Source organism: Roseimaritima sediminicola (assembly GCF_009618275.1).
Taxonomy (GTDB): domain Bacteria; phylum Planctomycetota; class Planctomycetia; order Pirellulales; family Pirellulaceae; genus Roseimaritima; species Roseimaritima sediminicola.
Window position 1 is genome coordinate 100,050 of the sequence record NZ_WIAD01000001.1, and the last position, 14,553, is coordinate 114,602.

General features: G+C 63.4%; 8 protein-coding genes. 4 read left to right on the plus strand and 4 right to left on the minus strand.

All coding sequences use genetic code 11. From position 1 onward, the window contains the following. Nucleotides 1–42 precede the first annotated feature (42 nt). The 3 genes from GE027_RS00340 to GE027_RS00350 form a co-directional block, all read right to left on the minus strand. Nucleotides 43–1,758 (minus strand): GspE/PulE family protein, encoded by a 1,716-nt coding sequence (locus tag GE027_RS00340; RefSeq protein WP_153555415.1) that lies wholly within the window; start codon nucleotides 1,756–1,758, stop codon nucleotides 43–45. Between the two features lies 1 nt (nucleotide 1,759). Further along, a complete protein-coding gene (locus GE027_RS00345; protein ID WP_153555176.1) occupies nucleotides 1,760–2,866 on the minus strand; it encodes a type IV pilus twitching motility protein PilT in 1,107 nt (368 codons plus the stop codon). Nucleotides 2,867–3,255: 389 nt separating this feature from the next. Then, nucleotides 3,256–5,013: a GspE/PulE family protein gene (locus GE027_RS00350; protein WP_153555177.1), complete on the minus strand. Its 1,758-nt coding sequence runs from the start codon at nucleotides 5,011–5,013 to the stop codon at nucleotides 3,256–3,258. A 157-nt stretch (nucleotides 5,014–5,170) separates the two neighbouring features. Here GE027_RS00350 and GE027_RS00355 point away from each other — a divergent pair, with 157 nt between their 5' ends. Further along, nucleotides 5,171–6,673 (plus strand): molybdopterin-binding domain-containing protein, encoded by a 1,503-nt coding sequence (locus GE027_RS00355; RefSeq protein ID WP_153555178.1) that lies wholly within the window; start codon nucleotides 5,171–5,173, stop codon nucleotides 6,671–6,673. 63 nt (nucleotides 6,674–6,736) lie between these two features. Beyond that, a complete protein-coding gene (locus GE027_RS00360; RefSeq protein WP_390621566.1) occupies nucleotides 6,737–7,477 on the plus strand; it encodes a two-component system sensor histidine kinase NtrB in 741 nt (246 codons plus the stop codon). A 555-nt stretch (nucleotides 7,478–8,032) separates the two neighbouring features. Here the strand turns inward: GE027_RS00360 and pheA are convergent. Then, on the minus strand, nucleotides 8,033–9,265 hold the full coding sequence (pheA, locus tag GE027_RS00365; RefSeq protein WP_153555180.1) for a prephenate dehydratase: 1,233 nt from the start codon (nucleotides 9,263–9,265) through the stop codon (nucleotides 8,033–8,035). 351 nt (nucleotides 9,266–9,616) lie between these two features. Between pheA and dnaK the strand changes: the two genes are divergently transcribed. Next, nucleotides 9,617–11,554, plus strand: coding sequence for a molecular chaperone DnaK (dnaK, locus tag GE027_RS00370; protein ID WP_153555181.1), 1,938 nt, complete (start codon nucleotides 9,617–9,619; stop codon nucleotides 11,552–11,554). A 317-nt stretch (nucleotides 11,555–11,871) separates the two neighbouring features. After that, the gene (gene clpB / locus GE027_RS00375) at nucleotides 11,872–14,553 is read left to right on the plus strand and encodes an ATP-dependent chaperone ClpB (protein WP_153555182.1); all 2,682 of its coding nucleotides are present in this window, start codon (nucleotides 11,872–11,874) and stop codon (nucleotides 14,551–14,553) included.

Here is a 14,553-nt window from a genome sequence, read left to right on the forward strand (position 1 = left end):
CCTTAGAGCCCGACCCTCCCGCTGCGCGGGAGGGTGCTATTACTACGCTTCTTGAATGGTTTCTCGGACGACTTCGTCCAGGCTGGTGATGCCGTCCTCGGCCAACCGCATGCCGAAGTCGCGGAGCGTTACCATGCCATCTTTTTGGCTTTGGTCGCGGATCTCGTCGGTCGAGGCGTTGGCCATCACCAGCTCGCGGATCGTGTCGTTCATGACCATCAATTCAAACAAGCCCACGCGGCCTTTGTATCCGGTGTTGTTGCAGGCGTCGCAGCCCGCCCCGCGATAGAAGGTGCGGCCCTGCACGTCCGACTTCTCCAGCCCCAGCTCGAACAGCAGCTCCGTGCCCGGTTTGACCTCTTCGCGGCACTTGGTGCAGATCCGCCGGACCAGCCGCTGGGCCAGGATCGCTTCGACCGTCGCGCAGATCATAAAGGTCTGGATGCCCATGTCCTTCAGCCGGGTGACGGTGGCGGCCGAGTCGTTGGTGTGCAGGGTGCTGAACACCAGGTGACCGGTCAGGGCGGCTTGGATGGCGATTTCGGCGGTTTCCAAGTCGCGGATCTCGCCCACCAGGATCGTGTCCGGGTCTTGCCGCAGGATGGCCCGCAGGCAACTGGCGAACGTCACGCCGCTCTTGGTGTCGATCGGAATCTGGATGATCCCATCGATGTCGTATTCGACCGGGTCCTCGGTGGTGATCAACTTGTCTTCCGGGTCGTTCAGCTCGGTCAGGGCCGAATACAGGGTGGTCGTTTTGCCGCTGCCCGTCGGTCCGGTCACCAGCACGATTCCGTTGGGCCGGTCGATGGCCTTGCGGAACGCGTTGACCGTGAAATCGTCCATCCCGACGTTTTCCAGGCTGAGGTCCACGACCGAACGGTCCAGGATCCGCATCACGACGCTCTCGCCAAAGATCGTCGGCAGGACGCTGACCCGCAGGTCTACCGGGTGCCCGCCCAGCATCAATTCGATTCGGCCGTCCTGCGGCATCCGCCGCTCGGCGATGTCCAGGTTGGCCATCACCTTGATCCGCGTGGTGATCGCGAACGCCAGGTGGCGAGGCGGCGGGACCATCTCGTACAGCACGCCCTCGGCCTTGATCCGAATCCGAAACTCGTCTTCGAACGGTTCGAAGTGCACGTCGCTGGCGTGGTCCTTGATCGCCAACAACAGCACCATGTTCAGCAGCTTGCGGACCGGCGCACTGTCGGCCAGGGCCTCGGCGTCGGTCAGGTTAAACTTCTCGCTCTCCAGCTCCTCGATCGCCGACTTCAGCTCGTCGTCCTCGGCCAGTTCCGAGACCAGTTTCTCGACGCTCTCGCTCTCGCTGTCGTAGAACCGGCCGATCGTCTGCATCACCTCGCGTTCGGTGGCCACGACCATCTGGATGTCGTAACCGAGGAACGTCCGCAGCTCGTCCTGGATCGTCAGGTTCTGCGGATCGCAGGTGGCGATCGTCAGGGTGTTGCCTTCGAAGGCGACCGGCACCACGCGGTACAGCTGGGCCATGGTTTCGGAGATCTTTTCCAGGACCTCCTCGGGCAGCTCGACCTCGCTCAGTGAGATCGTCTGCATCCGCATCTGCTCGGCCAACGCCTGCACCAACTGCTCGTCGGTGATCAGGCCCATGCTCTCGGCAACCTGTCCGAGCATCGCCCCGGGCTGTTGCTGTTGTTCCTGGAGGACGACTTCCAGCTGTTCGTCGCTGAGAAAGCCGAGGTCGACCAGGATCTGTCCAATTCGCCGCACCGCCATGTCAGTCCTCTTCAATCACTTCGGGTTCGTCAATGACCCCACGTCTCGCTTGCACGATCCGCTTGGCCAGGTCGTCCGGCCGCTGGGCTTTGCTCAACACGTCTTCGACCGTGCACTTCTCTTCGCTCCACAGCTTGAACAGTGCGTCGTCCATCAGCTGCATGCCCAGCTTGGCACCGGTCTGGATCGCACTGTTGATGCGGAACGTCTTGTTCTCGCGGATCAGGTTGCCGATGCCCGGCGTCACGACCAGGACTTCATAGGCCGCCACCCGGCCGCCGCCGATTCGCGGCAGCAGGGTCTGGGCCACCACGCCGATCAGCGAACTGGCCAACTGCGTACGAATCTGGTCCTGCAGGTTACCGGGGAACGCGTCGATCACGCGGTTGACCGTGCCCTGCGCACTGTTGGTGTGCAGGGTGCCGAAGACGATGTGTCCGGTTTCGGCCGCACTGATCGCCGCTTCGATCGTTTCCAAGTCCCGCAGCTCGCCCACCAGGATCACGTCCGGGTCCTGCCGCAATGCCCGGCGGATCGCTTCGGCGAAACTGGGCACGTCCACGCCCACCTCGCGCTGGTTGACGGTGCTGCGGATGTGCTCGTGATAGAACTCGATCGGGTCCTCGATCGTGATGATATGGTGATCATGCGTTTCGTTGATCAAGTTCACCAGGCTTGCCAGCGTCGTACTCTTGCCGCTTCCGGTCGGCCCGGTCACCAGGAACAACCCTCGCGGCCGCATCACCAGTTTGACCACCGACTCGGGCAGCCCCAGCTGTTCGGGGGTCAGTTTGTCGTTGGGGATCTGCCGCAGGACCATCGAAATCGATCCGCGCTGCTTGAACACCGACACGCGAAAGCGAGCCATGTCCCCAAAGGCGAACCCAAAGTCCGTGCTGCCCGTCTCCTGCAACTCCCGCTGACAACGCTCCGGCGTGATGCTCTTCATCAGCCCTACGGTGTCCTCGTTCTCGAGCACCTTGGTCTCGAGCTTGCGCATGCGACCATGCAGCCGAAACACGGGCGGTTGGCCCACAACGATGTGGATGTCGCTAACCCCCTGCTTGACAGCGGCTTGCAACAGTTTGTCGATCAGCACCGTAGCCATGCAGAGAATCCTTCAGGCTGCAGACGAGAAAAAGAGAATGGCATATAGGAAAAGCAGGCAGCCAAATCCGGCGTCCTGATGCAAGCATTATGGAAGGAGGAAGCGAAAAAGCCAAGTTTCTCCGGTCTTTTTCGCCGATTGAGCTCGGAATGAGGGTCGATTGGCACGGCAGTGGCCTTCATGCCCGAAGCCCGTAGGACCGCACGAATGGTCGCCAAAGCCCCCCTGCCAGGAAGACGGCCCCGGACCGTCCCCCTCGCGATGGTGCCCGCCGAACCGAAACGGTCCCACGCCGCCCCAGACCAACTCACTAGCGGTGCACAAAGCGCCCTTAAAGCCGTCTTTCAGGCATCGTTCCGCAAGCGTCGGGAGAGCCCCCTGGAGCGAAATTAATTCAGTTCGCTGACCAGATGCTCCAGGGCCATGAAGTCCTGCTCGGTCCGCTTGGCCACGCGGTACACCTCTTCGAAGGTCGTGATTCCACGCAATACTTTTCGCATTCCGTCGGCGTACAGTGTGGTCATTCCCTGCTCAATCGCCACGGCTCGAATCTCCTGGGTGGAGCTGCCCTTGAACATCATTTCACGGATCCGGCTGGTGATCATCATCAGCTCGTAGATCCCCAGTCGGCCGCGGTAGCCGCTGCGTTGGCAATAGCTGCATCCTTTGCCCTTAGCAAATTCGCCGTGGGCGACCAATTCCGGCGGCAGGCCCGCATCCTTGATGACGCTTTCTGGGGGCTTATACGACTGCTTACAGCGGGGACAGATCGTCCGCACCAGCCGCTGGGCGAGGACCGCGATCACACTGCTGGCCACCAGATAGGACGGTACACCGATGTCCACCATTCGCGTGATAGCGCTGGGCGCATCGTTCGTGTGCAGGGTACTGAATACCAAGTGTCCAGTCAGACTGGCCTGGATTCCCATGGATGCCGTCTCGGTATCACGCATCTCGCCGACCAGGATGATGTTCGGTGCCTGGCGGAGCATCGAGCGGATGATGAGGGCGAAATCCAGCCCGATGTTGTGCCGGACTTCCACCTGGTTGATGCCCGGCAGGTAGTACTCGACCGGATCTTCAGCGGTGATGATTTTGCGGTCCGGCCGGTTCAGGGCGTTCAGCGACGCGTACAGGGTCGTCGTCTTTCCCGATCCCGTCGGACCGGTCACCAGGATGATGCCGTTGGGCCGCTTGATCAGGCTGTTAAAATCGCGGAAGTCCTTTTCGGCCAGTCCCAGCTGGCGCGTGCCGACCTTGATGTTGTCCTTGTCCAGCAGCCGCATCACGACCGACTGGCCGTGGTTGGTGGGGATGATGCTGACGCGGAGGTCCAGTTCCTTGTCGCCGACGGTGATCTTGATCCGCCCGTCCTGGGGGCGTCGGCGTTCGCTGATGTCCATCTTGGCGAGGATCTTGATGCGGGAGACCAGGCTGCCCAGCATCCGGCGGGGGGGTGAGTCGCGTTCGACGCATACGCCGTCGATGCGATAGCGGATCCGCACGCGTTCCTCGAACGGTTCGACGTGGATGTCCGAGGCCCGCAGCTGGACCGCTTCCTGGATCATCAGGTGAACCAGCCGGACAACGGGCGGTGAATTTTCGTCCAGGTCACCGCTGTCGCCGCCCACATCGTCGGCTTCGCTGGTTTCGGTAAAGTCGATGGCCGTATCGGTGAATTCCTGCAGCATCGAGTCGGCGGATTCACCTTCGACCTGCCCGTAGTACTGGTTGATCGCTTCCTGGATCGATTCCTTGGCCGCCATCGCGGTCTCGATCTTTTTGTTCAGAATGAAGCGCAGTTTTTCGGTGGTTTCCAGATCGAAGGGGTCGGCGATCAGCACTTTCAGGGCGCCGTCCTCCTCGCTGTAGGGCAGCACCATGTTTTCCCGCGCCACCGACTCGGGAACCAATTCGATCACATGCTCGGGGATCCGCGTCTGCCGCAGATCGACGTAGGGAACGCGGTGGAACTTGGCCGTCGCCTCGGCGACCTCTTCCGGGGTGGCGTACTCGAGTTTCACCAGAGCTTCACCGACCGTCATCTTGGCGTCGGCCGCGACCTTCTCCGCTTCGCTCAGCTGGTCGAGGCTGATGACCCCTTCCTGTAGAAGGATGTCGGTAAATTCCTGCATCGTGCCGCTCATTGCTTGCAATCCCCAAAGAAGACGAGTTTCTGGCACGGTGAGAACGCCGATCGCCAGAGTTTTCCTTTAGAATACCATCGGCACCCCAGGTTTGCGACGTTTACCCGGGGCCGATTGACCTGTTTACAACGCGAACCGCCCCCAAAGTTGCTCTCTGATGACCGCGCCGTGGACCTGCCCCTTTTGCCCGCTGCGTTGCGATGACCTGGTTCGCGATGCCCCGGTTCGCGATGACGTGGTTCGCGATGCCCTGGTTCGCGATGACCTCGTTCGCGACGACCTGGTTCGCGATGACGTGGTTCGCGGTGCCGAGTGCCCCAAGCGGGACCGGCACTTGGGCGACCTGGCTGGCGGAACGCTCCTGGGGCCGCTGGTGGCCGGCCGACCGGCATCCTGGGCGGAGGCCCTGCAGGCGGCCGCCCGTCGGCTGGGTGACTCGGCCGAAGTCCAGGTCGATGGGTTCGCCGGCGACCTGCAAACGGCTCGCGCCGCCGTCGCCACCGCCGCCGCCTTGGCGGCGACGCTGCGCCTGGACAGCACGGCGACGCTTTCGGCGGTCGCGGCGGCCACGGCTCGCGACGGCGTCACGGCCGCGACCTTGGCCGATGTCCGCATGCACGCCGACCGCGTCTTGATCCTCGGCGACCCCCACGCCCAGGCTCCGCGCTTGGCCGAACGTTTCTTAACGGGCATCCCGCAGCAAATCCTGCACTTTCGTCCGGCCGTTCAGGGCCCCGCGCCGCCGGATGCGGCAGCTCCCGCCCCCGGCTCCTCGGCCGCGCATGCGGCTTCCGACGGAGCGCCGCTGGACGTCGACATCGCTCCACTGCCCTGGCTGCGATCGCTGCTGTGGCGGCTGAGCCAACAGCCGGAGACGGGCGCAGCGGAAGACAAACGCGGTTCGCCGGCCGCCGAGACCTGGAACGGGGCGGACCATACCGCGACGGTCGAAGCGATTGCAGGATTCCTCGAATCCGGACGGATGCGCGCGGTCATTGTAATGCCCGGCGCATTCGACGCCTGGGCGGGCGCCGGCGCCGGGCAAAGCGAACTGGGCGAAGTCGGGATGGGCGAAGTCGGGACGTGGCTGCTGCGGGTCATCGAGCGGTTGAACGATCGCGGACGCGGCGTCCTGGTCAGCCTGGACCCGGCCGCGGCCGCCCGCCAATCACAACTCTGGCTAACAGGCTTTAGCGGCCCGTTAAGCTTTGCGGCGAGGCCGGTCGAACCGCTGCTGGTCGGGCGAGGCGAACCGGGGGCCGACGAAGCCGACCGATCGCCCGAAGCAGCTCGACCGGTGCGGGTTCGCTTGCAGCCGTCGTGGGCGGCCAGTTCGGCCAGTTCGGCCAGCGGGCCGGACGGCCGGCCCATCGGCTTGGAATCTGCAGAACGTACCAACCCCACTCCCGCCGCCCCGGATTCGCTGGTCCTGCTCGGCGACGCGGCGACTCCCCCGGCGGTGGCTCACCGAGCTGCGGTTTTTCTGCCCGTCCGCTGGCCCGGCGTCGACGCCTCCGGAACCACCGTCCGCGGCGACTCGACGGTCACCCTGCCCCTCGGCCCGCTGGTCGACCGCCAGCGCGAAGGACCGGCTGGCGAGTTCACCGCGGCGGAGGCCCTGCAGCGACTGGCTGGCCAGGCCGTTGCGGCTGAACCCTGACTTCTGACTTCTAAATCAAAACATGCTCCCCAACCGGAACCGCCTCCTACGGACCCCATGGCAATGACCGACGACGTGCTTCCTCACAAACGCGATGCCGAATCCAGCGAGACGATTCGCCGTCAGTACGACGAACTGGCGGAGCTGGCCGGATCGTTGGCGCATGAGATCAAGAATCCGCTGTCGGTGATTCACATGAACATCGATTTGCTCAGCGAGGAGCTGGCCGAGTTGGATTCGCCGATGCGGCAGCGGGCGTTGAACAAAGCCGACATCGTCCGCCAGCAGTGCGAGCGGATGCAGGCGCTGCTGCGCGACTTCCTGCGTTTTGCTCGGCTCCGCGAGATCGACCTCACACCCGGCAACCTGAACGATCAAATCGACCGGGTGCTGCGAGCCTACGAAGCGCAGGCAGACCAGGACAACGTCGACATCAAACGCTACCTGGACGCCGACCTGCCGTCGATCATGCTGCACAGCGACACGTTGCAGTCGGCACTGATGAACCTGGTCAAAAACGCCCTGGAAGCGATGGGCCGCGGCGGCCAGCTGGTCGTGCGGACCTACAGTACGCGCGGAGGCGTGGCCTTGGAGTTGATCGACGACGGCCCGGGCATGGAGGACAGCACGGTGATCCACATGTTCGAGCCCTTTTACAGCACCAAAACCGGCGGGTCAGGCCTGGGGCTGCCGACGGCGCGGAAGATCATCGAAGCCCACGGCGGCGGGATCACGGTGCAGAGCGAACCCGGCCGCGGAACCCGCTTCGTGCTCGCCTTCCCGGTTCCAAGGCGTCTCTCGTAGCGACCCCGATCGTAGCGGAACTCGCCAGAGGTTGGCCCCCGCGGCGGTGTCGAAGCGGTGGGTTTGAAGCGGTGGGTTTGAAGCGGCGGTTTCGAAGCGGTGGGTTTGAAGCGGTGGGTGACGTCGGGATCGTGGCGGTGGTGCGTTCGGGTTGTGGGTGTTGGAATAGCCCGCGCCGGGACAACGTCGATCGCCGCGAGACCCGACGCTAGCGCGTTCGGCTGGGTTAGGTCCGCCGCCCGACGGCGCGCTTTCGCGGGTATCCCGTCCACGACGGTTTTCTCCGCCGCGATTGTGCGCAACCGAGAAAGGTGCGGAATCGCGGATCGCCGCTCCCCAGTCCACCGCCGCGAGACCCGACGCTAGCGCGTTCGGCTGGGTCTGGTCCGCCGGCCGACGGCGTGGGGCCGCGGGTTTCCGATCCACGACGTTTTTCGCCGCCGCATTTATGCGCAACCGAAAGAGGTGCGGATTCGCGGATCGCCGCTCCCCAGTCCACCGCCGCGAGACCCGACGCTAGCGCGTTCGGCTCTGGGGCGGTTCGACGACTTGGGCTTACGCCGGTTGGGCTTGGGGGTACGACCCCAGGATGTCCAGCCGCAGGGCTTGGCTCCGCAGCGCCTCGATGGCCGCTTGCACGGCTGGGTCGCTTTGATGTCCTTCACACTCGACGAAGAAAAAGTACTCCGCCCGTTCGCCGCTGATCGGAAACGATTCGATCCAGGTCAGGTTCAGACGGTTGTTCTTGAAGATCGCCATCGCGTCGGCCAGTGCCCCGGGCTTGTGGGCCACCTGCAGCAGCAGGGTCGTCTTGTCGCGTCCCGTCGCGGCGACGGGCTCCTTACCCAGCACGGCAAACCGCGTGACGTTGTGCGGGTTGTCCTCGATGTTGGCGGCCACCACATCCAACCCGTACGGCTGGCCGGCTTGCCGCGCAGCCACCGCGGCGACGCCCGGCTGTTCGCTGGCGATGCGAGCCGCCTCGGTGGTGCTGGCAACCGCCACGGTGCGGGCCTCCGGCAGGTGCCGGCTGAGCCAGTGCCGGCACTGCGACAGCGCCTGCGGTTTGCTGCATACCTGGGCGATGGCCTCCAGGGGCGAACGCGAAAGCAGAGTGTGGTGGATCGGCAGCAGCACCTCGCCGCAGATGGCCACGCGATGTTTGACGAACATTCCCAATGTGTCGACGATCCGGCCGTCGGTGCTGTTTTCGATCGGGACCACGCCCGCCCGGCAGTCCTCCGCCAACACGCTTTCGAAAACCGCTTCGATCGATTGCACCGGAGCCAGTTCGGCGGCGTCGCCAAAGTAGTTGGTCGTCGCCAGATAGCTGTAACTGAACTTGGGTCCCAGGAATGCAACCCGATTGTTGTGTTCGCCGGCCAGTGACAAGCTGGCCGCGTGCCGCAGCCAAGCCCGCAGCTGGGCGCGGCTCAGCGCTGGCGGCTCCACGCGCCCCGCCGTCGCTTCGGTCGCTTCGGTCGCTTCGGTCGCTTCGGCCGGTGCATTCGGCCCCGCAGCCGTGGCGAGCACCTCGTCGATGGCTTGATTCGCCGCGGCCATCGCGCCGACCAAGGGCTCCTGTCCGGCAGACAAGCCGGCTTGAACGGCGGCGCGGCGGCGGGCGAGCAGCCCGAGCAACTGCTGGTCGATCTCGGCGACTTGGCGGCGAACCGTATCGGGCGATTCGACCGACGAGGGGCCAACCGACGAGGGGTCGGCGGCCGAGGAGCCGGAAGGCGATGAAGAGGAATCAGGCGGGTCGGTGGGGCGAAGCGGTGCGGTCACAGCGGAGGGTCCGAATTACTTGTACGGGTACGCTCGAACAACACGGGGCCAGCGGCCTGACGTGTGGTCACAGAGCGTAGAGAGGGTGCTGTCATATTGGCAAGGGACCTGAAGGCCGGGGTAGGCCACAAATTGGATTCTGACAGAGTTGGCAGTCCGGATTCTCGCCAGCCGCTTTCTGCCAAGTTTTGATTTTGCCGCAAACTGTTGACCTCACTGCACTTACGGCACAGCCAAAGCGCCGCGGCAGATCAAATGGCACGGACTTTGCCATTGAGAAGGTCACGAAGAACCCGTTGCACCTAAACCGTTCAGGGGTGCGGCCCCGATCAAAACGCAGGAGAATGGATCATGGCACAAGGTGAAAAAATCATTGGAATCGACCTCGGGACGACCAACAGCGTCGTCGCCGTGATGGAAGGCAGTGAGCCCAAGGTGATTCCCAACCCCGAAGGCAACCGGCTGACGCCCAGCGTGGTCGCTTTTACCGATAATGCCGACACGATCGTCGGCGAACCGGCTCGGCGTCAGGCCGTGACGAACCCGACGCGTACGGTGTACAGCGTCAAACGCTTCATCGGCCGGCGGCACAACGAAGTCGAGTCGGAAGAGAAGATGGTGCCCTACGGCGTGACCGGTGGGCCCGGCGAGTACGTCAAGATCAAGGTGGGCGACAAGGAGCACACGCCGCAGGAAATCTCGGCCAAGGTGCTGCGGAAGTTGAAGGAATCGGCCGAGGCCTACCTGGGCCACAAGGTCAACAAGGCCGTGATCACGGTTCCGGCTTACTTCAACGACAGCCAGCGTCAAGCCACCAAGGACGCCGGCCAAGTGGCCGGTTTGGAAGTGGCTCGGATCATCAACGAACCCACCGCCGCCGCCCTGGCTTACGGGCTGGACAAGAAGAAGGACGAGAAGATCATCGTCTTTGACTTGGGCGGTGGTACCTTCGACGTTTCGGTACTGGAAGTCGCCGACAGTGGCGACGACGACTCCAGCAGCCGCGTGTTCCAGGTGGTCAGCACCTCGGGAGACACGCATCTGGGTGGTGACGACTTTGACGAGGCTTTGATCCATTATGTCGCCGACAAATTCAAATCGGAAAGCGGAGTTGACCTGCGAAATGACCCGATGGCGCTGCAACGGCTGCAAGAAGCTTGCGAGAAGGCCAAGAAGGAACTCAGCACGCTGCCGCAAACCGACATCAACCTGCCGTTCATCACGATGGACGCCTCGGGACAACCGAAGCACCTTACGATGTCGATTACGCGATCGACCTTCGAAGAGCTGATCGACGACTTGGTTCAGCGCTGTAAGAAGCCGCTGATGCAGGCCCTGAAGGACGCCGGCATGCAGCCCTCGGAGATCGACGAGATCGTTCTGGTGGGCGGTAGCACGCGCGTGCCGAAGGTCCGCGAAGTGGTCAAGGAAGTCTTCGGCAAGGAGCCGCACCAGGGCGTTAACCCGGACGAAGTCGTGGCCATCGGAGCCGCGATCCAGGGCGCCGTGCTGGCCGGTGACCGTACCGACGTGCTGCTGTTGGACGTGACCCCGCTGACCCTCGGCATCGAAACCGAAGGCGGTGTGCTGACTCCGCTGGTCGAGCGGAACACGACCGTACCGGTGGAAAAGAAGAACGTCTTCAGCACCGCCGCCGACGGCCAGACGGCCGTCACGGTGCGGGTGTTCCAAGGCGAACGCAAGATGGCCAACGCCAACCGCTTGCTGGGTGAATTCAACCTGGAGGACATCCCGCCGGCACCGCGCGGCACGCCGCAGATCGAAGTCAAATTCGACATCGACCAAAACGGCATCCTCAGCGTCTCGGCCAAGGAACTGGGAACCGGCAAAGAAGCTTCGGTGACGATCAAGGAAGCCTCGGCCCTGGACGAAGCGGAAATCGAGCAGATGCGTAAAGACGCCGAAGCCAACGCCGACGAGGACCGCCGTCAGTTCGAACTGGCCGAAGCTCGCAACAAAGCCAGCAACATGTCGTATCAGCTGGAGAAGCTGATGAAGGACAACGACGAAAAGTTGACCGACGACGACAAGGCGCCGCTGGAAAAGGCGATCGAAAAGGTCCGCAAAGCCGCCGAAGGCGACGATACCGCGGCCATCAAGCAGGCGACCGACGAACTCGAAGCCGCCTCGCAGGCCTTTACCAAGGTGCTGTACGAAAAGGGCGGCGACGGTGCGGCCGCCGCGGGCGGCCCCGCTCCGGCAGCCGACCAGGCGGCCGGGGAAGCCGACGACGATGCGATCGACGCCGAGTTCGAAGTCAAAGACTAAAGCGGATCGGCCTCACCGGCCTAACGCTCCGATGCACGCAGTCGTTCGCACCCGCGAGCGGCTGCGTTTTTTTGTGCCGGGGCATAGTAGCCAGTGGCATAGGCTTCCAGCCTGTGGATACTGCTTCACAGGCTGGAAGCCTATGCCACTTCACAGGCTGGAAGCCTATGCCACTTCACAGGCTGGAAGCCTATGCCACTTCACAGGCTGGAAGCCTATGCCACTGCTGGGCTTCGGCACAACAGTTGCGTTCTTAATTAATTTGTCATACACACTGCCAAACAGGCGGCAGCAACTTGTCAAGGGGGGAAACACACATGGCTTTTCAGTTCGATAAACTTACCGTGAAAGCGCAAGAGGCGATCGCGGCGGCGCAGGCTCAGGCCGGTGCGGCGGGGAATCCCGAAATGGATTCGCTGCACGTGCTCGCCGCGTTGCTTGCGCAAAACGAAGGCGTCGCCGGACCACTGCTCTCACGCGCCGGCGTCGATGTCGCTCAGCTGCAATCTTTGGTTACGGCCGAGAGCGATAAATTGCCCAAGGTCAGCGGCGGCCGCCAACCGCAGATCGGGCCCGCTCTACACCGCGTCCTGCAAGCTTCGGCGGACCGGGCCAAACAGATGAAAGATGAGTTCGTCAGCACCGAACACCTGCTGTTGGCGATGGCTGAGGTGGACAACAAGGCGAAGAACCTGTTGCAGTTGATGGGCGTTGACGACAATGACCTGCTGACCGCCTTGGCGCAGGTCCGCGGTTCGGCTCGCGTGACCGATCAAAATGCCGAAGACACCTACCAGGCCCTGCAGAAGTACGGCAACGACCTGGTCCTGTTGGCCCAGAGCGGCAAACTGGATCCGGTGATCGGCCGCGACGACGAGATCCGCCGTGTCATCCAGGTGTTGTCACGACGGACCAAGAACAACCCGGTGCTGATCGGCCAACCGGGCGTCGGCAAGACGGCGATCGCCGAGGGGTTGGCGCTGCGAATCGTCGAAGGCGACGTGCCGCACAGCTTGAAGAACAAACGCGTCATCGCCCTGGACATGGGAGCCCTGGTGGCCGGAGCCAAGTTCCGCGGCGATTTCGAAGAACGGCTCAAAGCCGTCCTCCGCGAGGTCAAGGACGCCGATGGGCAGGTCATCCTGTTCATCGACGAACTGCATCTGGTGGTCGGGGCCGGCAAGGCCGAAGGTTCGGCCGACGCCGCCAACCTGCTGAAGCCGGAACTCGCGCGCGGCGTGCTGCGCTGTATCGGGGCGACGACCATGGACGAGTACCGGCAACACATCGAAAAGGACGCGGCTCTGGCGCGGCGTTTCCAACCGGTCTACGTCGGCGAGCCCAATGTCGAAGACACGGTCGCCATCCTGCGAGGGTTGAAACCGCGTTACGAGGCGCACCACGGCGTACGGATCACCGACAGCGCGATCGTCGCCGCGGCCGGTCTCTCGCATCGCTACATCACCGATCGCTTTCTGCCCGACAAAGCCATCGACCTGGTCGACGAAGCCGCCAGCCGCCTGGCGATGGAAAAGGAGAGCGTTCCCGAACCCATCGACCAGGTCCAGCGGCGACTGCAACAACTGGAATTGGCCGACCGTCAATTGGCCGACGAACCGGACGCCTCGGCGGCCGCGCGCCGCGATGCGGTGCGCGAAGAAATGGACCAGCTGCGAGCCCAACTGGCCAGCCTGCGCGAACAGTGGGAAGCGGAAAAGATGGGTCTGGATGACGTCCAGTCCCTGCGGAAAGAGCTCGAGGAACTCGAACACCAGTTCCGGACCGAAGAGGCGGACCTGCGCAATCGCCAGGCCAGCGGGCAACCGGTCGCCGAGAGCGAGTACCAGCGGCTGTACGAGCTGGATCAGAAACGCAGGCAACTGAACTCGCGCCTCGAAGCCCTGGAAGAACAGGCCAAACACGAGGAAGCGGATGCGGAAGACGAATCGACCGCCACCCGGCGACTGCTCCGCAAAGAGGTGACCGACGAAGAGATCGCCGAAGTGGTCAGCGCTTGGACCGGCGTGCCGGTGCACCGCATGATGGAAGCCGAACGGGCCAAGTTGTTGGTGATGGAGGAACGACTGCATCAGCGCGTGGTCGGTCAGGACCAGGCCGTAACCGCGATCTCCGATGCCGTCCGCCGCAGTCGCAGCGGGTTGCAGGACCCGAACCGGCCGATCGGTTCGTTCCTGTTCCTCGGCCCGACCGGCGTGGGCAAGACCGAGGTCTGCAAAGCCCTAGCCCAGATCATGTTCGACGACGAGTCGGCCATGGTGCGGATCGACATGAGCGAGTTTATGGAACGCCACAGCGTGGCCCGGTTGATCGGCGCACCGCCCGGATACGTCGGCTATGAAGAGGGCGGCAAATTGACCGAGGTCGTGCGGCGGCGGCCCTATTCGGTGATCCTGCTGGACGAAACCGAAAAGGCCCATCCGGACGTGTTCAATATCCTCCTGCAAGTGCTGGACGATGGACGTTTGACCGATGGCCAGGGACGCACGGTGGACTTTACCAACACCGTGATCGTGATGACCAGCAACGTCGGCAGCCAGATCATCCAACGAATCGCGTCGGAAGGCGGCACACAGGAAGAACTGCAGGAGGCGATTCAGGAACCGCTGAAAGCACGATTCCTGCCTGAGTTCCTCAACCGCATCGACGAGATCGTGGTTTTCCAGCCGCTGGAGCGAGAGCAGATTCGCGAGATCGTGCGGATCCAGCTCGGGCACCTGGCCGAGCGCTTGGAGGAGTCGGGGCTGCGGATGAACGTGACCGACGCGGCGATCCAACAGATTGCCGACGAGGGTTACCAGCCGGCTTACGGGGCACGACCGCTGAAACGCGTCATCCAGCGGGAAATCCAAAACCGCTTGGCGACGGAACTGCTGCGGGAATCCTACCCCGAAGGCACGACGATCGAAGTGGATTACCAGGACGGCGAGTTTCGCTTTCAGGCAACCCACAACGAGGAAGACCTGAGCCCGACGGCGTAG